Source organism: Streptomyces sp. NBC_01006 (assembly GCF_045162725.1).
Lineage (GTDB): Bacteria > Actinomycetota > Actinomycetes > Streptomycetales > Streptomycetaceae > Streptomyces.
On record NZ_CP108700.1, the window covers coordinates 6,188,696 to 6,211,507 of the forward strand.

General features: G+C 70.6%; 13 protein-coding genes. 5 read left to right on the forward strand and 8 right to left on the reverse strand.

What is annotated here, in order from left to right:
• Positions 1–224: 224 nt before the first annotated feature.
• From OG509_RS28310 to OG509_RS28320, 3 genes are all read right to left on the reverse strand, one after another.
• Positions 225–5,705: an Ig-like domain repeat protein gene (locus OG509_RS28310; protein ID WP_406185336.1), complete on the reverse strand. Its 5,481-nt coding sequence runs from the start codon at positions 5,703–5,705 to the stop codon at positions 225–227.
• Between the two features lie 676 nt (positions 5,706–6,381).
• Entirely contained in the window at positions 6,382–6,537 is a 156-nt protein-coding gene (locus tag OG509_RS28315) for a hypothetical protein (protein ID WP_327278994.1), read from the reverse strand.
• A 188-nt stretch (positions 6,538–6,725) separates the two neighbouring features.
• Entirely contained in the window at positions 6,726–7,013 is a 288-nt protein-coding gene (locus tag OG509_RS28320; RefSeq protein ID WP_406185338.1) for a hypothetical protein, read from the reverse strand.
• Between the two features lie 419 nt (positions 7,014–7,432).
• Here OG509_RS28320 and OG509_RS28325 point away from each other — a divergent pair, with 419 nt between their 5' ends.
• The 4 genes from OG509_RS28325 (at position 7,433) to OG509_RS28340 (ending at position 14,294) form a co-directional block, all read left to right on the forward strand.
• On the forward strand, positions 7,433–7,714 hold the full coding sequence (locus tag OG509_RS28325) for a hypothetical protein (RefSeq protein WP_406185339.1): 282 nt from the start codon (positions 7,433–7,435) through the stop codon (positions 7,712–7,714).
• Between the two features lie 601 nt (positions 7,715–8,315).
• The gene (locus OG509_RS28330; RefSeq protein ID WP_406185340.1) at positions 8,316–9,377 is read left to right on the forward strand and encodes a hypothetical protein; all 1,062 of its coding nucleotides are present in this window, start codon (positions 8,316–8,318) and stop codon (positions 9,375–9,377) included.
• Between the two features lie 471 nt (positions 9,378–9,848).
• Complete coding sequence (locus tag OG509_RS28335; protein ID WP_406185341.1) at positions 9,849–12,650, forward strand: AAA domain-containing protein; 2,802 nt, start codon at positions 9,849–9,851, stop codon at positions 12,648–12,650.
• Positions 12,651–12,698: 48 nt separating this feature from the next.
• Positions 12,699–14,294 (forward strand): NnrS multi-domain protein, encoded by a 1,596-nt coding sequence (locus tag OG509_RS28340; RefSeq protein WP_406185342.1) that lies wholly within the window; start codon positions 12,699–12,701, stop codon positions 14,292–14,294.
• A gap of 521 nt (positions 14,295–14,815) precedes the next feature.
• Here OG509_RS28340 and OG509_RS28345 read toward each other — a convergent pair.
• The 4 genes from OG509_RS28345 to OG509_RS28360 form a co-directional block, all read right to left on the reverse strand.
• Positions 14,816–17,029: a protein kinase domain-containing protein gene (locus OG509_RS28345; protein ID WP_406185344.1), complete on the reverse strand. Its 2,214-nt coding sequence runs from the start codon at positions 17,027–17,029 to the stop codon at positions 14,816–14,818.
• Positions 17,030–17,034: 5 nt separating this feature from the next.
• A complete protein-coding gene (locus OG509_RS28350) occupies positions 17,035–17,985 on the reverse strand; it encodes a serine/threonine protein kinase (protein ID WP_406185346.1) in 951 nt (316 codons plus the stop codon).
• A 61-nt stretch (positions 17,986–18,046) separates the two neighbouring features.
• Positions 18,047–20,152, reverse strand: a complete 2,106-nt coding sequence (locus OG509_RS28355) for a serine/threonine-protein kinase (protein WP_406185347.1) — start codon at positions 20,150–20,152, stop codon at positions 18,047–18,049.
• A gap of 51 nt (positions 20,153–20,203) precedes the next feature.
• Positions 20,204–20,653: an Lrp/AsnC family transcriptional regulator gene (locus OG509_RS28360; protein ID WP_030154387.1), complete on the reverse strand. Its 450-nt coding sequence runs from the start codon at positions 20,651–20,653 to the stop codon at positions 20,204–20,206.
• Positions 20,654–20,784: 131 nt separating this feature from the next.
• On the opposite strand from OG509_RS28360, the gene OG509_RS28365 reads away from it, so the two are divergent.
• Complete coding sequence (locus OG509_RS28365) at positions 20,785–21,786, forward strand: asparaginase (protein WP_406185349.1); 1,002 nt, start codon at positions 20,785–20,787, stop codon at positions 21,784–21,786.
• 40 nt (positions 21,787–21,826) lie between these two features.
• Here the strand turns inward: OG509_RS28365 and meaB are convergent, their stop codons facing one another.
• Positions 21,827–22,810: a methylmalonyl Co-A mutase-associated GTPase MeaB gene (gene meaB, locus OG509_RS28370; RefSeq protein ID WP_406185350.1), complete on the reverse strand. Its 984-nt coding sequence runs from the start codon at positions 22,808–22,810 to the stop codon at positions 21,827–21,829.
• Positions 22,811–22,812 lie beyond the last annotated feature (2 nt).

Genomic DNA, 22,812 nt, shown 5'->3' on the forward strand with positions numbered 1-22,812 from the left:
GGTCAGCCGGACAGGAGGCGGGACACCGCAACCGTGCGCTGCCGGCGCAGGGAGACCCGCGCAGCGGGCCGGGGCGACGCCGAGTCCCTCGTCGGCGCCGCCCCGGTTCATCTGCAAGTACCACGTGTGTCTTCACGGTCGTCGGCTGACCGGGGCGGCGACCCCGCCTCGGTCAGCCGGCTCCGCCCCGGCCCGTGGCTCCCGGAGCGGCGACCGGCGTGCCGTCAGGGAAGGAGCGGGAAGAGGACGGGTGTCAGTGGCGCCGACACGGAGGACGAGGCGTAGCAGCTCGTCCCCGCGAAGGACGCGGTGTAGCTCGTCGCCGTGATCACCGTGCTGGGAACCGTCAGCATCGGCGGGGCCAGTGTCGCCACCCCACTGGCGTTGGTGAGCGCGGTCCCGAGGACGATGGGCACGGGCAGCGTGTTCGCCTTGAAGGTGACCAGCTGTCCCGCGAGCGGAGCGGCACTGGAGGTGACCTTGAGCGTGGCGCTCATCGACGGGATGACGAACGTGCCGTTCGTCCGCAGGCGGATCTGCGCGGGGGCAGCCGTCAGCGTCGTGGGAGCCGGGGTCACGGTCAGGTTCGCCGCGGCGGCGGAGGGACTGTGGCAGGGGCCTCCGTTGTAGACGGCCGTGACCGTGCCGCTGGAGCCTGCGGTGGTGGTGACGCAGGCCTTGCCGCTCGCGTTGAGCGCCACGGTCTGGCTGAAGCCGCCGGGACCGCTGAAGGTCACCGTCCCGGTGGGGGTGCCGCTGCCCGGCGCGTTGGTCGTGACTGTGGCGCAGAACGTCACCGGCTGGCCGCAGACCGCGGGGTTGGGGGTGATGGTGAGCGCGGTCGTGGTCTGGGCGTTGTTCACGGTCACGCCCGCCGTGCCCGTCGACGGCGTGAAGCATCCGTTGCCGTTGTAGACGGCCGTGACCGTGCCGCTGGTGAGGCTGCTGGTGGTGACGCATGCCGTGCCGCCGGCGTTCAGTGGCACTGTCGTGTTCAGTCCGGCCCCGGTGAAGGTGATGGTTCCGGTGGGGGTGCCGCTGCCGGGTGCCACTGCGGTGACGGTGGCGCATACGGTTACGGTCTGGCCGCATACCGAGGGGTTGGGGTTCACCGACACGGTGGTGGTGCTGGCTGCCTGGTTGACCGTCACCGGTGCGGTGCCGGTCGATGAGGAGAGGCATCCGTTGCCGTTGTAGACGGCCGTGACCGTGCCGCTGGTGAGGCTGCTGGTGGTGACGCATGCCGTGCCGCCGGCGTTCAGTGGCACTGTCGTGTTCAGTCCGGCCCCGGTGAAGGTGATGGTTCCGGTGGGGGTGCCGCTGCCGGGTGCCACTGCGGTGACGGTGGCGCATACGGTTACGGTCTGTCCGCATACCGAGGGGTTGGGGTTCACCGACACGGTGGTGGTGCTGGCTGCCTGGTTGACCGTCACCGGTGCGGTGCCGGTCGATGAGGAGAGGCATCCGTTGCCGTTGTAGACGGCCGTGACCGTGCCGCTGGTGAGGCTGCTGGTGGTGACGCATGCCGTGCCGCCGGCGTTCAGTGGCACTGTCGTGTTCAGTCCGGCCCCGGTGAAGGTGACGGTTCCGGTGGGGGTGCCGCTGCCGGGTGCCACTGCGGTGACGGTGGCGCATACGGTTACGGTCTGTCCGCATACCGAGGGGTTGGGGTTCACCGACACGGTGGTGGTGCTGGCTGCCGGGTTGACCGTCACGTCGAAGGTCCCGGTCGAGTCCGCGAAGCAGGAGTCACCGTTGTAGGTGGCCGAGTAGGTGCCGCTGGTGAGGCTGCTGGTGGTCAGGCATGCCGTGCCGCCCGTGTCCAGCGCCAGTGTCACGTTGAGTCCGCCGGGGCCGGTGAAGGTGATGGTTCCGGTGGGGGTGCCGCTGCCGGGTGCCACTGCGGTGACGGTGGCGCACACGGTTACGGTCTGGCCGCATACCGAGGGGTTGGGGTCCACCGACACCGACACCGTGCTGGCTGCCTGGTTGACGGTCACCGGTGCGGTGCCGGTCGACGGTGTGAAGCATCCGTCGCCGTTGTAGACGGCTGTGACCGTGCCGGTTTCCAGCGTGGTCGTGGTGACGCATGCTGTGCCGTCGGGGTTCAGTGGCACCGTGGTGTTCAGTCCGGCCCCGGTGAAGGTGATGGTTCCGGTGGGGGTGCCGCTGCCGGGTGCCACTGCGGTGACGGTGGCGCATACGGTTACGGTCTGGCCGCATACCGAGGGGTTGGGGTCGACCGTTACCGACACTGCGCTCGACGCCTGGTTGACGGTCACCACTGCGGTGCCGGTCGATGAGGAGAGGCATCCGTCGCCGTTGTAGACGGCTGTGACCGTGCCGGTTTCCAGCGTGGTCGTGGTGACGCATGCCGTGCCGCCGGCGTTCAGTGGCACTGTCGTGTTCAGTCCGGCCCCGGTGAAGGTGATGGTTCCGGTGGGGGTGCCGCTGCCGGGTGCCACTGCGGTGACGGTGGCGCACACGGTTACGGTCTGGCCACATACCGAGGGGTTGGGGTTCACCGACACGGTGGTGGTGCTGGCTGCCGGGTTGACCGTCACGTCGAAGGTCCCGGTCGAGCCGGTGAAACACGTGTCCCCGCTGTAGACGGCCGTGACGGTGCCGGTTTCCAGCGTGGTGGTGGTGACGCATGCGGTGCCGCCCGCGTCCAGTGGCACCGTCTCGTTGAGTCCGCCGGGACCGGTGAAGGTGATGGTTCCGGTGGGGGTGCCGCTGCCGGGTGCCACTGCGGTGACGGTGGCGCACACGGTCACGGACTCGCCGCATACCGAAGGGTTGGGGTCCACCGACACCGACACCGTGCTCGACGCCGGATTGACCGTCACGTCGAAGGTCCCGGTCGAGTCCGCGAAGCAGGAGTCACCGTTGTAGGTGGCCGAGTAGGTGCCGCTGGTGAGGCTGCTGGTGGTCAGGCATGCCGTGCCGCCCGTGTCCAGCGCCAGTGTCACGTTGAGTCCGCCGGGGCCGGTGAAGGTGATGGTTCCGGTGGGGGTGCCGCTGCCGGGTGCCACTGCGGTGACGGTGGCGCACACGGTTACGGTCTGGCCGCATACCGAGGGGTTGGGGTCCACCGACACCGACACCGTGCTGGCTGCCGGGTTGACCGTCACGTCGAAGGTCCCGGTCGAGCCGGTGAAACACGTGTCCCCGCTGTAGACGGCCGTGACCGTGCCGGTTTCCAGCGTGGTGGTGGTGACGCATGCGGTGCCGTCGGGGTTCAGTGGCACGGTTTCGTTGAGTCCGCCGGGGCCGGTGAAGGTGATGGTTCCGGTGGGGGTGCCGCTGCCGGGTGCCACTGCGGTGACCGTGGCGCACACGGTCACGGACTCGCCGCATACCGACGGGTTGGGGTCTAGCGACACCGACACCGTGCTGGCTGCCGGGTTGACCGTCACGTCCAGTGAGCCTGTCGACGGCAGGAAGCAGGTATCGCCCGTATAGGTGACGGTGACCGTGCCGGTTTCCAGGGTGGTGGTGGTGACGCATGCTGTGCCGTCGGGGTTCAGTGGCACGGTTTCGTTGAGTCCGCCGGGGCCGGTGAAGGTGATGGTTCCGGTGGGGGTGCCGCTGCCGGGTGCCACTGCGGTGACGGTGGCGCACACGGTTACGGTCTGGCCGCATACCGACGGGTTGGGGTCCACCGACACCGACACCGCACTGGTCGCCGAATTGACCGCCACATCCGCGGTGCCGGTCGACGGCGTGAAGCATCCGTCGCCGTTGTAGACGGCTGTGACGGTGCCGGTTTCCAGCACGGTCGTGGTGACGCATGCTGTGCCGCCCGCGTCCAGTGGCACCGTCTCGTTGAGTCCGCCGGCCCCGGTGAAGGTGACGGTTCCGGTGGGGGTGCCGCTGCCCGGTGCCACTGCGGTGACGGTGGCGCACACGGTTACGGTCTGGCCGCATACCGACGGGTTGGGGTCCACCGACACGGTGGTGGTGCTGGCTGCCTGGTTGACCGTCACCGGTGCGGTGCCGGTCGATGAGGAGAGGCATCCGTTGCCGTTGTAGACGGCTGTGACGGTGCCGGTTTCCAGCGTGGTCGTGGTGATGCACGCCGTGCCGCCCGTGTCCAGTGGCACGGTTTCGTTGAGTCCGCCGGGGCCGGTGAAGGTGATGGTTCCGGTGGGGGTGCCGCTGCCGGGTGCCACTGCGGTGACGGTGGCGCATACGGTTACGGTCTGGCCGCATACCGACGGGTTGGGGTCCACCGACACGGTGGTGGTGCTGGCTGCCGGGTTGACCGTCACGTCGAAGGTCCCGGTCGAGCCGGTGAAACACGTGTCCCCGCTGTAGGTGACGGTGACGGTGCCGGTTTCCAGCGTGGTCGTGGTAACGCATGCTGTGCCGTCGGGGTTCAGCGGCACGGTTTCGTTGAGTCCGCCGGGGCCGGTGAAGGTGATGGTTCCGGTGGGGGTGCCGCTGCCGGGTGCCACTGCGGTGACGGTGGCGCACACGGTTACGGTCTGGCCGCATACCGAAGGGTTGGGGTCCACCGACACCGACACCGTGCTCGACGCCTGGTTGACCGTCACGTCGAAGGTCCCGGTCGAGCCGGTGAAACACGTGTCCCCGCTGTAGGTGACGGTGACGGTGCCGGTTTCCAGCGTGGTCGTGGTGACGCATGCTGTGCCGTCGGGGTTCAGTGGCACCGTCTCGTTGAGTCCGCCGGGGCCGGTGAAGGTGATGGTTCCGGTGGGGGTGCCGCTGCCGGGTGCCACTGCGGTGACGGTGGCGCACACGGTTACGGTCTGGCCGCATACCGAAGGGTTGGGGTCCACAGACACCGACACCGTGCTGGCTGCCGGGTTGACCGTCACGTCGAAGGTCCCGGTCGCGCTTGCGTAGCACTCGTCGCCGCCGTAGGTGACGGTGACCGTGCCGGTTTCCAGCACGGTGGTGGTGACGCACGCCATGCCGCCCGCGTCCAGCGACACCGTCTCGTTGAGCCCGCCGGGACCGGCGAAGGTCACCGAGCCCGACGGGTTGCCGACGCCCGACGAGACCGGCGCCACGGTGACACAGAGCGTCACCGTCTCACCGCACACCGACGGGTTGGGGTCCACCGAGACGTCGACCGAGACGGGCGCTTGGTTGACGACGTGGAGCGTCAGGGGGGAGTTCGACCCGTCGAAGTCCGCGTCGCCGGTGTAGAAGGCGGCTGCCTGGTGGAAGCCGACGTCCAGGTTGCTGATGCTGACCTGTGCCTGCCCGTTCACGTCCACGGGGGCGGACAGCACCGGACCGTCGTCGCTGACGATGAAGGACACCAGCCCGGTGGGGGTTCCCGCGCCCGGCGGAATGGGGGTCACCTGGGCGGTGAAGGTCACCGTCTCGCCGCAGACCGAGGGTTCGGGGTCGAAGAACAGCGTGGTGGTGGTGTTCGCGAGAGTGACCTCCTGGGTGTCCGCTCCCGTGGACGGGTCGTACTCTGCGTCGCCCGAGTAGTCGGCCTCCACCCCGTGGAGACCGACCTCCAGATCGCTGGTCGTGTACTGTGCTTGGCCGCTCGTGTCGAGCGGCACCGTCGTGACGGACACGCCGTCGACGACGAACTCGACGCTGCCGGTCAGGGTGGGGCCGCCGGCGAGTTCCGGCTGGACGGTGGCGGTGAAGGTGACCGCCTGGCCGAAGACGGATGGATCCGGTGCAGAGGTCACGGTGGTGATCGAACTGGCCATGGTATGGCTCCCTTTCGGATGACCCACGAAAGCAGACGATTTCCTTCACCCGTATGGCGGAGCGTGGAACGCACGCGGAAAACCTGGTGCGGCGTTCTGGAAGGAGCCCTTAGTCCACGCGGAGTCGGGGCGCATCACCTGCTGATATCAGCAGTAGGCATTCCGGGTGGGGTCTTGGGCTAGACGGGTGAAGGGAATACCACTCGTTCGGCTCAGCGCACCCAGGCGCGCGAGAGATGCTAAACCCGAATTGCGCGGCGCCTTGGTGCACTCTTCCAAGAGTGAAAGGCTTCCTTTTGCGCCGTCTTCCAGGGTGTTCTCAACCGGGCGTGCCGGGCGTACTCGCGCTCCTGAGACATTCTGGCGGACTCGCGGCCGAAAGGAAAGGATTCAGCACCGAGATGAACTGCGGTATTCCTCCGCGGTATCCGGAATTTTCGGGGGTGTCACGGCCCGCCGCAGCCCCTCGGTGCACCGGCTGTCCGGTACGTCGAGGGGCTGTCGGTGGGGGCGTCACCCTTCCGGCGTCCGCCGGAGTGGGGGCGGGATGCCCACCGGAGCCTGCGCCGCGTCACCTGCGCGGTGGTGCGGTGCGGCGTATGGCCGGTACATGCCCGTGATGCCCTGCGGGTGCGCGTCCACGGGAGCCGACCGCTTCCTGGTGCCGGCAGGGGCTCTACGGGCGGACCGCCGTGATGGAACCGCCCCCACCCGCCCTCCTGTTGGCGGCGTCGGCCTCCTGTCGCGTGGGGTAGTCGCGCGTGACTCCGTTGGGGAGGACCAGCCGGTAGACGAGCGTGGACCGCCCGGCGCGTCCGCAGTTGCATGCCATGGTCTTCCTCCTTCTGTTCGGCCGCTCCGGCGGCCGGTCAAGGGGGAGGGTCCGGGGAACTCCGAGGCAGGGCGAGTCCCCGGCCCGTTCCCTCTGCCTTTTATCCCCGGGCATCGCACGGTGACACTCACCGCCATATAGTCATATTATCTGTGGCGCTGATAAAGAAGATTCTCCTGACATGACTGTCAGTCAAGCCAGTTGGCTGCCAGGCCGGTGAGGTAGGAAAGGGTGAGTGTCATGGCGCCCATCTGGAACCACGTTTCCCCTCCGACCCAGTGGGCGAGCGTGGTGACGGCGGCCGCAACCCAGATACTGGCGCACCATCCGCAGGTGATCAGATATGCCGGGTGGGAGTCTTCGCCGAAATGGTCGGCGACCCGGGAGCGAAACCCCGCAGCGAGGGCGTCCTTGGTGATGAATCGCGTGACGCGACAGACTGTGCCGAGCGACAGGAGGAAGATCAGCGCACTCATGGAATTCATCGTAGGGTTTCCACTTCCTGTTCCTCTCGCGTTTCCTCGAATACGCCGGGAGGGTTGGAGCGGCGGGGAATGCCGGGAATGCCGGGGAATGCCAGGGAATGCCGGGGTGCCCCGCGGTGCCCGCGGGGTCGGCGGTGCCCGTGGAACGGGGCCCTGGGCCCGACGCCGTTCCGTCGGCGCGGGCTCGTCGGCGTTCACCCGGCACCTACGGAGCCCGGCGCGGGCGCGCCGCACTTGTGTTCTGCACGGTGAGGTGGGCGAAGGGGCTGTACCCGTCCGGTCGAGGCTCCGGGGCGCTGGCGCTGGCGCTGGCGCTGGCGCTGGCGGTCAACGCCACCCGTTGTCCCGACAGGCACGCAGACGGGGGCGAGAGCTCTTGGCTGACTTGCACCTGTCCACGCAACCGCCCCATGCTTACTGGCCACTTCCTCTGCGACCAGGAGGATGCGTCTCAGCCTGCTTTCGCGACCCGTGTCCTCGGCAGCGCCCAGGTCCTCGACGACGGCACCCCGCAGGCCAACGGCACCCTGGCCGGCATCCGAGCGCTGACCGGCTTCCCCGACGGCACGGGCGCCGAATGGCGCCAGACGGCCCCGGTCGCCTTCGAGCAAGAGCCACTGCGTGCGCATCCAGCGCTTGACGCGGAGCGTGGAGGCTTCTACTACCCGGACAGCGACCGGAATCTCCAGTAAGAGATGAACCGCATGGCAAGCTTGGATCGCTATGCGGAGCTGAACCGAGGCGTCGGTACCGAGCGGCGGCTGACCTCAGCCCCAGTTGGATCAAGCCATGCCACCCGCGCTCCTTACTGCCGCACACGTCGAAAATGATCCACGGCATGTACTTCTCCAGGCGCCAGTTCGAATCTCTCCGGCATGACGCGCGACTGAAGGACGGCAGAGGCGGCGCCGTCCGCTTCGGCTACAAGTATGTGCCGGGATACCTGGACAACACGCTCTTCACGCGGCTTGTCGAGACAGGACAGATCGGAAGGACTGGGACGAGTACCGACCTGGTCCGTCAGCAGGTCATTCGTAGTTTCCGGGGCGAGCGAAGTCTCGTGCCGGCTGCTCTGAGTGGCGACGAACCGCCCCAGGCTCAGCGCAACGCCCAAGGTCGTGGGGAACGTTGAATCCCACCTGCTCATGTCGGTGCGGCTCTGGCGGGATGGGGGTCATAGTTCCCGGTGGGCATCTCCACGACCTGGAGGGAGCGGTACGGGAACTCCGGTCCCGGATCGGGTGGTGCGGCGAACCGGCTCTCTGGTCCTGGAACGCCAGGGTCTGGGAGGAGATGCTGCTGTGGTGGTGGCGCCGGAAGCAGCCCCGTACGGGGGATCAGGTACGGGACTTCGCGGGATGGCGGGCGCGCTGGTCGGCGGACATTCCGTGGAACGGCGAGATTGACGGGCCCGAGGAGGCACCGCACCGGCACGGCCGGGGGCTCGTGACGCCCGCCGAGTTCTTCGCAGGCGAACCGGAGCCGCTGAGACTCCTGGCGCAGGCCGTTCTCAACGGATCGGACACCGCCGCCAAGGTCCAGGACTCCGTGCTGCTCCGCGAGGAGCACCTCCAGGGCGCAGGTCACCTGGAGTGGCTGGCCGAGCAGCAAGCCCGAGTCGAACAGCTTGAGGTGTGGCGCCGGAGACAGCAGCAGGAGGGATCCGAGGCCACTCGGGCTTTCCTCGCCGAGCTGTCCGAGGCCGGCAAGCGCTACATGTCGCTCGTGCTTCAGCCGGTGATCGATGCGCTCTCCGCGTGCGAGCGGGCCCTGCTGGCCGACAGCAGGCATGGTGCCCGCCGATCGGCCGCCGACTACCTGGAAGCGTTTCTCGACTCACAGGAGCAGCCCGATGAGGAGGAGTGGGACGACACGCGGCTGAGCCCGGACGTTCAGCGGCTGGCGCGGGAAGGCAGTCGGCAGGGCGAAGTGACGTGGCGTGAGATGTCCGGCACGGTCCCAGTCTGGTACCACATCGTCACCTCCAGGGAGGAGAGAGCGGCGGCGCTGGCCTACTCGGGGAAGCCCACCCACTCCGTCGTCCGGGTCGTGACGGGTGAGGAGACACCGAGCGAGCCCTCTGGTCTCTTCGACGACCCCTGGGCCGAGACCGAGGAGTGGTATCCCGAGCCTGGACCCGACCAAGTTCAAGGGCACCGGCTACCGGCAGGGAGTCGCCGACGGGCGGTACGCGGACATCGGCAGTCCGGCCTTCGGCGAGGGGGACTGGTTCGTGTAACTCGGGCAGGGGGTTTGGTCACTGGCCGTTCGCGAACGGTGTGGGGCGGAGGAGACCTTGGCCCACACCGTTTTGCCCCCGGGCGGATACGGTCGGAAACGGCAGTACAGCCTTGACTCCGCGTCGGATTCCACGTCAGTGAGCTGCATCAACGGTATATGGACCTGCCGGCATCGTTCCCTGCCATGACTGGCGGCACGTAACTCCGGCCACTGCTTGGCCGGTGGTGTCCGATGCTCGTCCGGCGGCAGCAGACTCACGTACATTTTCCGGACCTGTGGGTCGATCTTGGGGGAGCGGTACACATGACCGGTGCGGGGCGTCCTTATCCCGTAGAAGAGTTCCTGGCGGCGGTACGTGCCGAGATTCTCGCGGAGCACCGGAATGAGGCGGAGGGCGCTGTGAAGGTCGCCCTCTCCAAAGGGCGGCTTCTTTCGCACTCAGGGGGGACCCGCGAGTATCTCTTCGATTGCCGTACTTGGAACGACGGCCTGGACGGTGTTCCCGTGCTTGCGCGGCCGTCACGTTCCAGGAAGGCCTGGAACCCTGCCGAGGCCTCTCGCGCTCCGGACGGGACCGTACGGCTCGTGACGGAAGCCGATCTCGGGGCCGCGCCCGCCCAGATCCAGATCCGCAAGGACGACTCGGCCAACTGGGCCGCCCTGGCAGAGCGTCTGGAGACCGTCGGTCACCAGGACAGTCCCGTCGACGCCGAGCACGCGGGCTGGCTGGTCGGCCGGGGCACCCCCCGTTCCGGCCGTGCAGAGAACCCGGGGCAGTGGGTGGCGAACTGGGCAGGGCTTCAGCTCAACCCGCGCCAGCGTGACGCCGTCGCGCACGCACTCGCCAGTGAAGTGCTGTTCCTGTGGGGGCCGCCCGGCACAGGCAAGACCGATGTCGTCGGCCACATTGTCGAGGGCAGTTTCCGCCAGGGACTCAGGGTCCTCTTCCTGGCTCCGACGAACGTCGCGGTGGACCAGGCACTCGAGCGGATGTGTTCACTGCTGGAGCACGAGGCGGGCTTCACCGAGGGGATCGTCCAGCGGGCCGGGAGCATCGTCCTGCCGTCACTGCGCAGCCGCTACGGAGACCAGGTCGACCCGGGCCGGATTGCCGTCCTGCTCGTGGAGAGCATCGACCGGCAGATCAGCACGGCTACCGACCAGCTCAAGGGCGCCAGGGCGGCGCTGGCCCTGCACGACAGGGTCCGGGACCTGGAGTCGGACCTGGCCACCGCCACAGCAGAACTGGCCGAGGCCGGCCGTAACCATGCCGCAGGATCCCGGACGGCGCTGGCCGCGGATGCCGCGGCTGCGCAGCTGCGGTTGGCAATCGACAAAGTCGGGTTGCCGACCGGACTCTTCGCGGACCGCAAAGCCGCGAAACTGCGTGACCTCCGCTCTGCTCTGGAGGACGAAGAGATCCGTGCGAGGCAGGCCAGGGAGGCCGTCGTGAGCGCGGCCCGTCGCCACAAGGCCGCAGACCAGCAGGCGGCCGAAGCCCGACGTGCCCTCCCGGCTGCCCACGCCGCAATCATGGGGATTCCGCCCAGGCAGGCCGTAGCCGAATCTGCCGCCTCGCTTCAGGAGCGACTCGACGAGCTCGGCCGGAAACGCAAACGCATCCATGACGAGGTCCGGTCCCGTTGCCGGGTGCTCGGAGCGACGGTGGCCAAGGCCGTCCAGTCGCGGAAGCTGCTCGACGAGATCGACGTCGTGGTGATCGACGAAGCCGGAATGGTCAACCTGCCGTCGGCCTGGTTCGCTGCCGGCCTCGCCCGCAAGCGGGTGATCGTGGCGGGGGACTTCCGCCAGTTGCCCGCTGTGACCAAGGGCGACGGAGACCGGGAGGCGAGCGAGGAGGAGCGTGCCCACTCCCGGGAGTGGACAGCGCGGGACGCCTTCCACGCCGCCGGTCTCGTCGACCCTTCCGGGCGGGTCCGCCAGGACCCGCGCCTGGTGGCGCTCGACACCCAGTACCGGATGCGGGAGCCGATCTGCGCGGTCGTGAACGAGGTGGCCTACCCGGACGCACCGCTCAAGACAGGGCGCGGAAACACCAGCCGTCTGCCGTTCGCTCCGCTCATCGATTCCCCGGTGATCCTGATCGACACCTCCGGCCGCCGGATTGCCGGTGGCGGCCGCAAGCCCCATATGACGAACGCCGTCCACGCCGCAGTCATCCACGAGCTCGTCCGGGGACTCCAGTACGAGGGCGTCCTGCCCGGCCGCAAGTGGCAGGAGGTCCCCGAAGGGGAACGGGCGACCGACCGGCTCGCCGTCATCTCTCCGTACCGTGAGCAGGTCAAGGCGCTCAAGAGCAGCCTGGCCCACCGGTTCGGGGAGGACTACGACGGCCTGGTCGACACCGTCCACCGGTTCCAGGGCAGCCAGCGCCCCGTCGTGCTCCTCGATACGGTGGCGGGCGCAGGCAAGGACCCCGGCTTCTTCTACAGCGGAACAGGGCTGTCCTCGCAGACCTGCCGCCTCCTCAACGTCGCCCTGAGCCGCGCCCAGGACCACTTGGTCGTGGTGGCGGACGTCGCCTTCCTGCGCAAGCACCTGGCCCCGCACAGCGAGGCCCTGGCGATGGTCGACCACCTGGAGGCGCACGCGCAGACCGTCTCCGCCGACCAGCTGATCCCGATCCTCGACGCCGGCCAGCTGGCCAATTTGTCGGAGGAGGAGTTGGCCCGGCCCGCCTTCTTCGAACACAGCGAGGTCGCGGCCGCGGTCGAGTGGGACGTGGAACGGGCCCGGCGCAGCATAGAGCTGTACTCGGCCTTCATGGACCGGTACCCGGTTCGCCGGTGGGCAAGGATGCTCGGCCTGCGGACGGCTGCCGGGATCCAGGTCACGGTCTTCACCCGCCCGCCGGAAGAGCAGCAGGACCCTTCCCGTGTGGTGCGGCACCGGGAGTTCGTGCATCAGTTGGAGGCCGTCGGCTGTCAGGTCGAGTTCCGCGACCGCATGCACGAGAAGGTCCTCATCCTGGACGGTTCGGTCCTGTGGCACGGTTCGAAGAACCTGCTCGCGAACATCGGGCCGACGGACCTGATGATGCGCTACACCGACCCGGCCTCGTGCGACCGAGTGCGGCGGCTGATGGAGCGCACCCGCATGGAACGCCCGGCGCGTGCACCGTGGCGCCCGGCCGAGCCGGCCGAATCGGCCGCTCCGGCCCCTGAGGTACCGGCCCAGCGAACGGAGCCGACCGACAAGGTGTACCCGGGCTTGGTCCGGGACGGCCGTCTGTACCTCAAAGTCCCGTACGAGCAGAAGGACGATGCGAAGCGCCTGCTCAGGGCCCAGTGGGACAAGGCCGCCGGTCACTGGTGGGTCGACGCGGCCCGGGTCACCCGGGAACAGGCGGCGCGCTGGCTGCCGTAGCCGCTGCGCAGCCTGCTGGACCCTGTAGCGGGGTGGGAGGGGGAGCTGATGCCGGGTAAGCGTTACGACCAGCGCGTACTGATGCTGGTGGAGGTTCGGGGTGAGCAACGAGACTGGGACGAGGCGGAGCGGGCATTCGAGCAGCAGGGCTGGCCGGTCGTCACTTCCTTCGCCCGGGGCGAGGGCGCGTCGCTGGGTGTCCTGAGGGGGGACGCCTCGGCACGGCTGTACTCCGTCGAGGTGCGGTTCTTCGGAGCCCGTAACCGGCGCACCGAGCAGGCGGCCGCCTGGCGGGTACAGAGGCTCGCACGGGCGGCCAAGCTGGAGATGTATGCCAGGCGCAGTGAGCTGATGGACCGGGACCGGGAGCAGCTGACCGGCTGGCGGGCGCACACGGTGGCCCACAGGCCGCGCCAGGCACCCGTTCCGAGGCCGCTGACGTTGACGGGACGACTGCGCCGCGCCGCCGTGGTGGCATGTGCCCGATTCACGGAGAGGCGCGGCTGGCACGACATCGGCATGGTGGTGACGGGCACGGCCTCGGAGGCCCGTCGGCTTTCTCGTATGGACCTGCCCGGCGGTTCCGCCCCCGAGGCCGTTATCGATGTAAGGCCGAGCTACGGCAGCGAGCGCAGGCACATCGTGACGCGCCGAGAGGAGGACCATCACCGTCGTACGTCTCGCGTCGTGGCCTGGACGCTCGCCATGACCTTCTGCGCGGTGGTCGCCCGGCAGCAGAGTGGTGTGCGGACGTGGGTGTGGGTGGGCGCCGCGGCGATGTGCTTTCTCTGGGGCGCTCGATTGGCGCATGGCATGTTCGCGGCCGGGGGCCGCGTGGGGAGCCTCCTCATGTGGGGTGCGACGGCCTCCTTCCTCCTTGCCGTCGCCTTCGGCGCGGACATGGGGAACGAGAGAGGCTGGACCCCGGCACAGATGCTGTCGGTCTTCGCCGTCACGGCGACGGCGGGAGGGATCTGGCTGTTGGTCCGCCAGTGGACGTGGGGCGAATGGCTCGCCTGGGCAGCGCCGCTGGTGTTCGCGCTTGTCGTGTCGTGCGTGGTGGCCTCTGGATCGGTGCTGCACGCGCTGTACGCGGACAGCCTTGACCTCACACCCGATGACCTCGATGTCCCCGCGATCTGGCAGGCCGCTTCGGCGGTGAAGCTCTTGAGCCTGCTGAGCTTCACCCTCTTCGTACCGGCCGTGTGGGGCATCGCGAAGCACGTGCACGCACCGTTCGTCAGCCCCATCGAGCGGCTCGGTGTCCCGTTGTACGTAGTCACTCAGGCAGCGGTGTTGGTGGTGTGCGGGGTCTGGGCGTTGGACTCGGCAGGGAACGCGGTGAAGGCCCTTCGTACGGCCGCGGTGCAGAAGGCAGAACTGCCCTCGTACTTCGGGGTCGAGCCGGAATGGATGTGCGTGGAGCCGACCGTCCCCGCGGCGAAACTGAGCAGCCGGGGCGGCATCCTCAGTCCCGAGCGGCCGTATGTCTCGTTCGGGGAGGCCGGAGGCACGGTGTCGCTGTGGGACGAGCCGGCAGGCAAGGCTCTCCAGATGCCGGTCGAACAGGTACGCCTCGTCCCGGCGGTGGATGGCCGGGCCCGGTGCACGTACTCTTACGCGACCCTGTCCAAGGCGGACTGACCTGCATCAGTCCAAGAGGCCCACGTCGGGCTCGAGGAACGCCATTTGGCCTCCGACCAGGGGCTGCTCCGGCCTCTTGGCAGCCAGGAGAGGGCTAGGCTACCCGGGGTGGCGGCCGTCCCCGAGCTCCGCCGCGATGGTGACGGAGTACCCCTCCAGGGCTCGCTCCTCACCGAGGGGCGAGCGGATCCTGCCGGGAGACAGCCACGGTCCCGGTCAGCCCGTGCTTGACGAGCTCGAGAAACTGGCTGTTGCTCAAGTGCCGGTCGGCTTAGTCGTAGCCGAGGTGCCTGCCACGTCCTGGCCCTTGAGTGCAGCCGTCCTGGAGGCGTAGATGGTCGAGGAACTCCGCGAACCGGGATCCTTCCTCTGGTCGTGGGTGTACCTGGCTAGACCTGCGCAATCCACCAAGGGCGGCGCACATCTGGCCGTGACGCTCGTTTGACGCTCCTGGCACCTGCGGCTCGCTCCTGGAGCCGAAAGGCTCGGTCTGACCTGCGGTTCCTGCAGTTTCGGCGGGGTCAGTCGGTCGGGAGGGACGTCATTCTGCTCTTTTCGCGGATGTGCAGGCGGGTGCCGGACGGGTCCGCCGTGAGGGCGGCCGCCTTGGTCTCGTAGCGCCAGACCGGGCGGCGGGTGCGGAGGTCGACGGCTCGGACGCCCAGGGTGTCCAGGGTGTAGACGTGGTTCGGCGTGGCCACCGGGGCCACGTCGCGGTTGGGCGTGGACTCCGCGGCGGACTTCTTCGTGGTGGCCTCGCGCCAGCGTTCCGTTCCGGTGCGGGAGTCCAGGGCGACGATGCCGTGGGTGCCCTCGACGGCGTAGACCACGCCGCCCCGGACCGTCGGGATGCCGTAGCGGCGTTCGCCCATGACCGGGCCCACGTCGCGGCCCTCGCCGAAGGACCAGGCGGGTTTGCCGTCCGAGAGGCGCAGGGCCTGGACCGTGGCCGCGCCGAGGTAGACGTGGTCGTCGTCCGTGGCCGGCTGGTCCGGGGTCGCGCCCGGCGCCGCCAGGGTCGTGGACCAGCGTTCGGTGCCGTTCGCCGCGTCGTGGAGGGAGACCCGCAGGTCACCGCCGACTTCGGCCTGCTGCCACAGCAGCACCCCGCCGCGTACGACCTTGAGCCGGACCAAGGCCGGATGCTCCACCCTTACCTGGTACGCGGTGGGGCCCGCCGCCGGCTGCCGCCACAGCTCCTTGCCGGAGGTCAGGCTCCCGGCCACCACCGACCACTGCTCGGCGCCCGCGGATTTCGCGTGCAGGAACACCGTGTCCCCGCTCGCGCCCAGGATCTGGGTCAGGGGGTGGGTACCGTCGTACGCGGGCAGGCGCAGGCGTGGTGGCGCCTCTTCGCCGGGTTCCACGTACTGCAGGGGCAGGACGGAGACCGCCACCGCCTTGTCGGGTGCGGTGCCGGTGTCCCGCTTCCCGAGCCCGTACAGGACCTTCCCGTCGGTGCCCACCCGCCAGCGGTTCGCGTACCCGAGGAAATCCGTCTCGCTCGTGCCGGTCCGGGCGTCGACGGCCGCGACCGTGATCCCCATGGCCGCGACCAGGGCATCGCCCACGAACAGGGGCTCGGGGCGGGTCAGGGGGATCGTCGCATCGACCCACCACAGCGGCTCGGGCGGCGGCTGGAGGGCGGGGTTCTTCTTCGCCGCCTTGTCCGGGCGGCTGCTGCGCCAGGCCCACCAGCCGCCGCCCGCAGCCAGTGCGGTCCCGGCCGCCACCGCGCCGCCGCTCAGGGCCAGGAACCGGCGCCGCGACATGCCGGTCCGCGCCTCAACGGCGGTCTCGGGCTCCTCGGCGGGCGCCGCGAGCCGGGGCGGCGGCGCCTGCCACACCGCCGCGGCGCGCCGGGCGATGTCCGCGAGGACCGGCTGCGGCAGCCCGTCGGCGAAGTCGGCCGCCTCGCCGGGGGAGAGGAGCTGGGCCAGCTCGTCGGTGCCCGGCCGCAGCGAAGGGTCCTTGCTCAGGCAGCGGGCCAGCAGCGGGGCCAGCCCGGCCGGTACGCCGCCGAGGTCGGGCTCCGCGTACCGCACCCGGTAGAGGAGGTCGGCGGCTTGGCCGCCGCCGAACGGGCCGTGCCCGGTGGCCGCGAAGACCAGGACGCCCGCCAGCGCGAACACATCGCCGGCAGGGGTGTGGTCGAGGTCGCCGGCCTGCTCGGGCGACATGAAGGCGGGGGTGCCGGCCGCGGCCCCGGTGCTGGTCAGCCGTTCGTCGCCGAGGGCTCGCGCGATGCCGAAGTCGATGACCTTCGGCCCGGTGGCGGTGACCATGATGTTGGAGGGCTTGAGGTCGCGGTGCACCACGTCCGAGCGGTGCAACTGGCCCAGGGCCCGGGCGAGATCGGCGCCCAGCGACCGGACCGACGCCTCCGGCAGCGGACCGCCGAGGCGGACCGCCTCGTCCAGCTGCGGGCCGATCACGTACTCGGTCGCCAGCCACGGTGTCGGCGCCAGCGGGTCGGCGTCGAACACGCGTGCCCCGTACCGGTCGCCGATGACCCGTGCCGCGTCCGACTCCAGCCGGAACCGGGTGCGGAAGGCGGTGTCGGCGGCGATCCGGGTGTGCACGGTCTTGAGCGCGACCGTACGGCCGCCCGCCGAACGGGCCAGGTAGACCGTGCCCATCCCGCCGCTGCCGAGCCGGGCCAGCAGCCGGTGGTCACCGAGGTGCACCGGGTCGTCGTGCGTGAGGGGTGCGAGCGGGGAGGGAAGGGGAGGCATCGGGGTCAGTGCACTTTCCGGGGTGGCGCGGGTGATGTGAACGGCTGTTGCACCGGGGGGAGTTCCGTGGCGAGAAGCCACGCGGACTGGGCGGCGAGCGCGGCGACGATCCGGCCCGGCAGCACGACCGGGGGAGCGGCGCCGTCCAGGGCGCTCACGGGCCCGGGGGGCGATGGCAGCCGCGGGTCCGGGACTCGCGCCGGTGCGGACAGCCCGCGCAGCAGCTCCCCGGCCGACCGGGGCCGGTCCGCGGGATCGCGTGCCAGGCACGCCCCGACCAAACTACGCAGCCCGGGCGGCAGTTCGCCCTGCTCGGGCACCGTGTGGCCGGTCGACGCGTAAGCCAGTACGGACCCCAGCGCGAAGACGTCCCCGCCCGGCCCGGGGGCTGCGCCCGAGGCCTGTTCCGGAGCCAGGCAGCCTGGGTCGAGCCCCGGCAGCCCGGCCGGGCCAACCCCCTCGGGAGTGGCGGCCCGCACGGCGCCGAAGCACGACAGCACCGGCCCGCCGGGAGTGACCAGCACGGCGGCCGGCGACAGCCCCGCGTGCGCCACCCCCTGGGCGTGCGCGGCGGCGAGCCCCTCCGCGAGGACGGCGCCGAGCCCGCGTACGACGTCCTCGGGCAGCGGACCGCCGTGGACGGCGAGCACCGCCGGCAGCGGCAGCATCGGCGTGTACGGGGCCGCGTACCAGGGGAAGCCGGCCGTGCCGCCGACCTCGGCGACGGCGAGGAACCGCGGCAGCCGCAGCCGCCGGGCGCCCTCGGCCTCGACCGCCCACCGGGAGGGATCCGCACCGACCCTCGGCACGCCGACGAGGACCGTGCGCTCCCCGTCGGCGCTTCGCGCGAGGTACCGGCGTTCGGGGACGGAGCGCTCGGCGGATGCGGCGTCGAGACGCGCAAGGGTCGTGAACGGCCCGATCTGCGGTGGGTCGTCCTGCCGTAGGCGTTCCATGTGCGCGGTCTCCAGGTTCGGTTGCTCGGCCCGAGGCCCGAGCTCCGAGCCTAGGTGATCGTCAGTCCACGGCCGGCAGGGCGGTCAGTTTCCCGCTGTTGACGGTGAACAGGCGGTTTCCGGCGCCGGCCATCGCCCAGACCCCGCGCGACTCGGGCGACCAGGTCCAGTACCGCTTGCCGACGAAGGCGGAGTACGCCGAGACGCCCTGCCCCTCACCCTCCACGGCGAAGACCGTACGGGCCTGCACCACCGGGGGGACGTGCGGCAGGGGGCCGTGGACGGCGCTGCCGTACGGGATGGGCAAACCGGTCGCGAGCCGTGCCTGGCTCATCGCCGTGCCGTCCATGGCCCACAGGCTCTCGCCGTACTGGACCGGCGGCCCCCAGCCGCCGCTGTCCTCCTTCGGGGGCTCCTTCGCGTCGGTCGGGTCCCAGAGCTCGGTGCCCGTCCGGATGTTCAGCCCCTTCAGGGTCCGGCCGCCGAGGTACACCGCATCCCCCACGACGAGCGGCTGCACGGCGGACCGCGCCTGGCTGACGACCTCCCAGATGGGGGCGCCCGACGCGGTGTCGACCGCGAAGACGGTGCCGTACGCGCCGCAGACCACGAGCCGGTCCGGGCCGGCCGCCGCCCGTGCACCGGGCGCGGCCTTGGAACCGGGCGCCCGTAGGGCGTTCTGCTCCAGCGGCACGGTCCAGCGGACCTTGCGGGTGCCGGTGTCCACGGCGCGCAGCCGCCCGTCCCGGGTCACCAGGTACACGGCCGACGCATCCGCGGCCAGGATGCGGTTGGTGTCGGCGGGGACCGTCCACAGCCGCTTGCTGGTGGAGGCCTCGAAGCACAGCAGCCCCCCGCCGGGACCGCCGGTGACGAACCGGTTGCCGGGCAGGGCGACCAGTCCGGCCGCGGGGACGGTGCCGGGCAGGCGCCACTTCTCCTTGCCGTCGGCCGTCAGCCGGGCCGCCAGCCCGCCCTCCTTCGCGGCGAAGATGACCACGTCGAGGAGCGGGAGCGGGCTGGTGACCACACCGTCCACGGGCTGCGCCGCCACCGGAAGCGGCCCCCACAGGGGGTTCGGGGGCGTGCCGGACTGTGTGGAGAGCGGGGACAGGGGCTGCGCGTTGTGGGCCGTGCCCGGCGGGGGCAGCGGGTCGTCGCGCATCACCCACCAGGCGCCCGCCGCGCCGCCGGTGGCGGCCAGCGCGCCGCCGACCGCCAGGGAGGCGCGCAGTACCCGCCTGCGGGACGGGCCGGCTCCGGGTTCCTGCCCGATCGCCGTGGCGGCCTGCCGTTCGGCCTCGCTGCCGCGGCGCGCGATGTCCTGGGCGAGTGACCCCGTACGCCAGACGCGGTCCGCTCCGCGCGGCGGTGCGAAGGCGGCCGCGATCTGCTCGGGGGTCGGGCGCCGGGTGGGGTCCTTGGCGAGACAGGGCGCTATCAGGTGCCGCAACTCATCCGGTACGTCGGTGAGTTCGGGCTCTCCGTGTACGACCTCGTACTGCACGGCGGCCACGTGCGTCCCATCGAATGTGCGCTGTCCGGTCGCCGCGTACGCGAGCACCGCGCCCAGCGAGAAGACGTCCGCGGCAGGACCCGCGCGTCGGCCGAGCACCTGCTCGGGGGCGCCGTAGCCGGGGGTGACCGGGACCTGGCCGGTGGTGGTGAGTGTCATCCCGTGCTCGGGGCGGGCGATGCCGAAGTCGATGACGCGCGGCCCGCCCGAGGTGAGCACGATATTGGCCGGCTTCAGGTCCCGGTGGACCAGTCCCGCGGCGTGGATCTCACGCAGGGTGGTGGCGAGGGAGGCGGCGAGCGCGCGAACCGCGTCGGCGCCGAACGCTCCGTACCGGCGGACGGCCTCGTCGAGGGTGGGCCCGGACAGGAACTCGGTCGCGATCCAGGGCCGGTTGCCGTCCTCGCTCATCGCGTTGAGGACGCGGGCGATGCCGGAGCTGGTGACGGCCTGCGCGGTGTGTGCCTCGCGGACGAACCGCTGGGCGAGGTTCGGGTCGTGCGCGAGCTCCGGCAGCAGCACCTTGACCGCCGCCGTCCTGCCGCCGTCGTCCCGCCCGAAGTAGACCTTGCCCATGCCGCCGGCGCCGAGGACGCCGAGGAGTCGGTACGGGCCGAGCCGGACCGGGTCTCCGGTGCCGAGGGGTTCCATGGGGTGCCGCTTCCTTCGCTGGGGCCGGTACGTCTGGGGTCGAGCTCAGCGCTAGACCGGCAGGCCCGTCGGTTCCTTGATGCGCTTCATGATGATCTGGGAGTTGACCTCCGTGACGCCGGAGAGGGCCGTCAGTTTTTCGATCCAGAGGCGTTCGTACGCGCGGAGGTCCGCGACCGCGATGCGTAGGAGGCAGCCGGGGCTGCCGAAGAGGCGGTAGGCCTCGATGACGTCGGGGATGTCCTGGAGGGCGGCCTCGAAGGCCTCGACGGCGGCGCGGTCGCGGCGCACCTCGACCGAGACCAGGACCTCGAAGCCGCGGCCGACCGCCTCGGGGGCGATCACCGCGCGGTAGCCCTGGATCACCCCGTCCTGTTCGAGCTGGCGTACGCGGCGCATGCAGGGGGAGGGAGTCAAGCCGACACGCTGGGCCAGTTCCTGGTTGCTGAGGCGGCCGTCGGCCTGGAGCTCACGCAAGATTTCGCGGTCAATGGCATCCATGGAGCAATTATCCATCAGCCGATGTGAATGGGTTGGGTGAAACTGGCAATCGCGTTGCGCCCAGATCTCACTATCATTGCCAGCTCAGCACATCTGTACGAGGTATCACCCGTACGCGAGGAAGGGTGGCCATGGGACGGATCGTCGTCATCAGCACCGGCGGCACGATAGCCAGCCGCTGGCAGGGTTCCGGTTTTGCGGCCGACGCCGACGGGCGTGAGGTCATGGCCACCGCGCCGCTGCCCGAGGACATCACCGTCGAGGTGGTGGACCTGTTCAGCGTGAACAGCCCCCGGCTGACCACCGCCCACCAGCTCACCCTGCTGCGCACCGTGCACGAGGTGCTCGCCGATCCGGGCGTGGACGGCATCGTCGTCACGCACGGCACCGACACCCTGGAGGAGTCGGCGTTCCTCGTCGACCTGCACCACCACGACCCGCGCACCGTGGTGTTCACCGGCGCGCAGCGCCCGATGGGCACGGCCGACGGGGACGGCCCGGGCAACCTCTACGACGCCCTGCTCACCGCGGCGAACACCCGGGGGCTCGGCGTGCTGATCGCCTTCGGCGGGCGGGTGCACGCGGCCCGCGGCACGGTGAAGACCCAGGCCGTGGCGCTGGACGCCTTCGCCGACCCCTCGAAGGAACTGCTCGGGAAGATCGGCTTCGGCAAGGTCACCGTGCTGCGCACCCCGCAGCGCCCCGAGCCGCTGCCGCTGCCGGCGATGCCGGAGCTGCCGCCGCGGGTGGACGTCGTGATGCACCACGCCGACGGGGACCCGGTACTGCTGAACGCCGCGCTCGCGGCGGGGGCCCGGGGCATCGTCCTGATCGGCACCGGCGCGGGGAACGCGACGCCGGAGATCGTGGACGCGGTGAAGGGTGCCGTCGCGCGGGGCGTGCTGGTGGCGCTGACCACGCGGGTCCCGGCCGGCCCGGTCACCGAGATCTACACGCACGGCGGCGCCGTCGACCTCGTGGCGGCGGGGGCGGTCCCGACGGGCACCCTCCGCGCCGGCCAGGCCCGCATCGCGGTCCTCTCGGCCCTGCTGGCCACCACGGACCCGGCGGAGCAGACCCGCGTCCTGGCCCGCGCGCTGGGCACCCAGGACGCGGCCCTGATCGAAGCCTGATCGAAGCCCGGCCCGCTCCGGCCACCCCTGACGCGTACGGTCAGTCGGCGAACGCCGACAGGATGCGGTCCGCCGCCGAAGTGGGGGTGACCGCGCCCGCTCGGACCGCCGCTTCCAGTCCAGGGGCCACGTCGCGGACCGCCGGGTTTCCGCGCAGGCGTTCCAGGAGCTCCTCGCGGACCATCGCCCAGGTCCACTCCACCTGCTGATCGGCCCGCTTGGCCGCCAGCCGGCCGCCCGCGTCCAGCAGTCGGCGGTGCTGTTCCAGGCGGTTCCACACCTCGTCCAGGCCCGCCGACTCCCGCGCGCTGCACGTGAGTACGGGCGGGGTCCAGGCCGCGTCGGCCGGGTGCATCAGGCGCAGGGCGCCCGACAGCTCCCGCGCCGCCGCCTTCGCGTCGCGCTCGTGCGGGCCGTCCGCCTTGTTCACCGCGAGGACGTCCGCCAGCTCCAGGACGCCCTTCTTGATGCCCTGCAGCTGATCCCCCGTACGGGCCAGGGAGAGCAGGAGGAAGGAGTCCACCATTCCGGCGACCGTCGTCTCCGACTGGCCCACGCCCACCGTTTCGACGAGGACCACGTCGTAGCCCGCCGCCTCCATCACGATCATGGACTCGCGAGTCGCCTTCGCCACCCCGCCCAGCGTGCCCGCCGAGGGCGACGGGCGGACGAACGCCGCCGGGTCCACCGCCAGCCGCTCCATCCTCGTCTTGTCGCCCAGGATCGAGCCGCCCGTGCGGGTGGAGGAAGGGTCCACCGCCAGCACCGCCACCCGGTGGCCCAGCCCCGTCAGCATCGTGCCGAACGCGTCGATGAACGTGGACTTGCCGACCCCCGGCACCCCGCTGATCCCGATCCGGCGCGCCCGCCCCGTGTGGGGGAGCAGTTCCGTCAACAGCTGCTGCGCCAGGGCACGATGAGCGGGCAGGGTGGACTCGACGAGGGTGATGGCGCGCGCGATGAACGCGCGCTTCCCGTCGAGGACTCCCTTCGCGTAGGCCTCGATCTCGATCTTCGGAGGCATCG

Coding starts and splice junctions, on each gene's coding strand:
- OG509_RS28310 (WP_406185336.1), bottom strand. CDS start 5,705: ATGGCCAGTTCGATCACCACCGTGACCTCTGCACCGGATCCATCCGTC.
- OG509_RS28315 (WP_327278994.1), bottom strand. CDS start 6,537: ATGGCATGCAACTGCGGACGCGCCGGGCGGTCCACGCTCGTCTACCGG.
- OG509_RS28320 (WP_406185338.1), bottom strand. CDS start 7,013: ATGAGTGCGCTGATCTTCCTCCTGTCGCTCGGCACAGTCTGTCGCGTC.
- OG509_RS28325 (WP_406185339.1), top strand. CDS start 7,433: ATGCTTACTGGCCACTTCCTCTGCGACCAGGAGGATGCGTCTCAGCCT.
- OG509_RS28330 (WP_406185340.1), top strand. CDS start 8,316: ATGCTGCTGTGGTGGTGGCGCCGGAAGCAGCCCCGTACGGGGGATCAG.
- OG509_RS28340 (WP_406185342.1), top strand. CDS start 12,699: ATGCCGGGTAAGCGTTACGACCAGCGCGTACTGATGCTGGTGGAGGTT.
- OG509_RS28345 (WP_406185344.1), bottom strand. CDS start 17,029: ATGCCTCCCCTTCCCTCCCCGCTCGCACCCCTCACGCACGACGACCCG.
- OG509_RS28350 (WP_406185346.1), bottom strand. CDS start 17,985: ATGGAACGCCTACGGCAGGACGACCCACCGCAGATCGGGCCGTTCACG.
- OG509_RS28355 (WP_406185347.1), bottom strand. CDS start 20,152: ATGGAACCCCTCGGCACCGGAGACCCGGTCCGGCTCGGCCCGTACCGA.
- OG509_RS28360 (WP_030154387.1), bottom strand. CDS start 20,653: ATGGATGCCATTGACCGCGAAATCTTGCGTGAGCTCCAGGCCGACGGC.
- OG509_RS28365 (WP_406185349.1), top strand. CDS start 20,785: ATGGGACGGATCGTCGTCATCAGCACCGGCGGCACGATAGCCAGCCGC.
- meaB (WP_406185350.1), bottom strand. CDS start 22,810: ATGCCTCCGAAGATCGAGATCGAGGCCTACGCGAAGGGAGTCCTCGAC.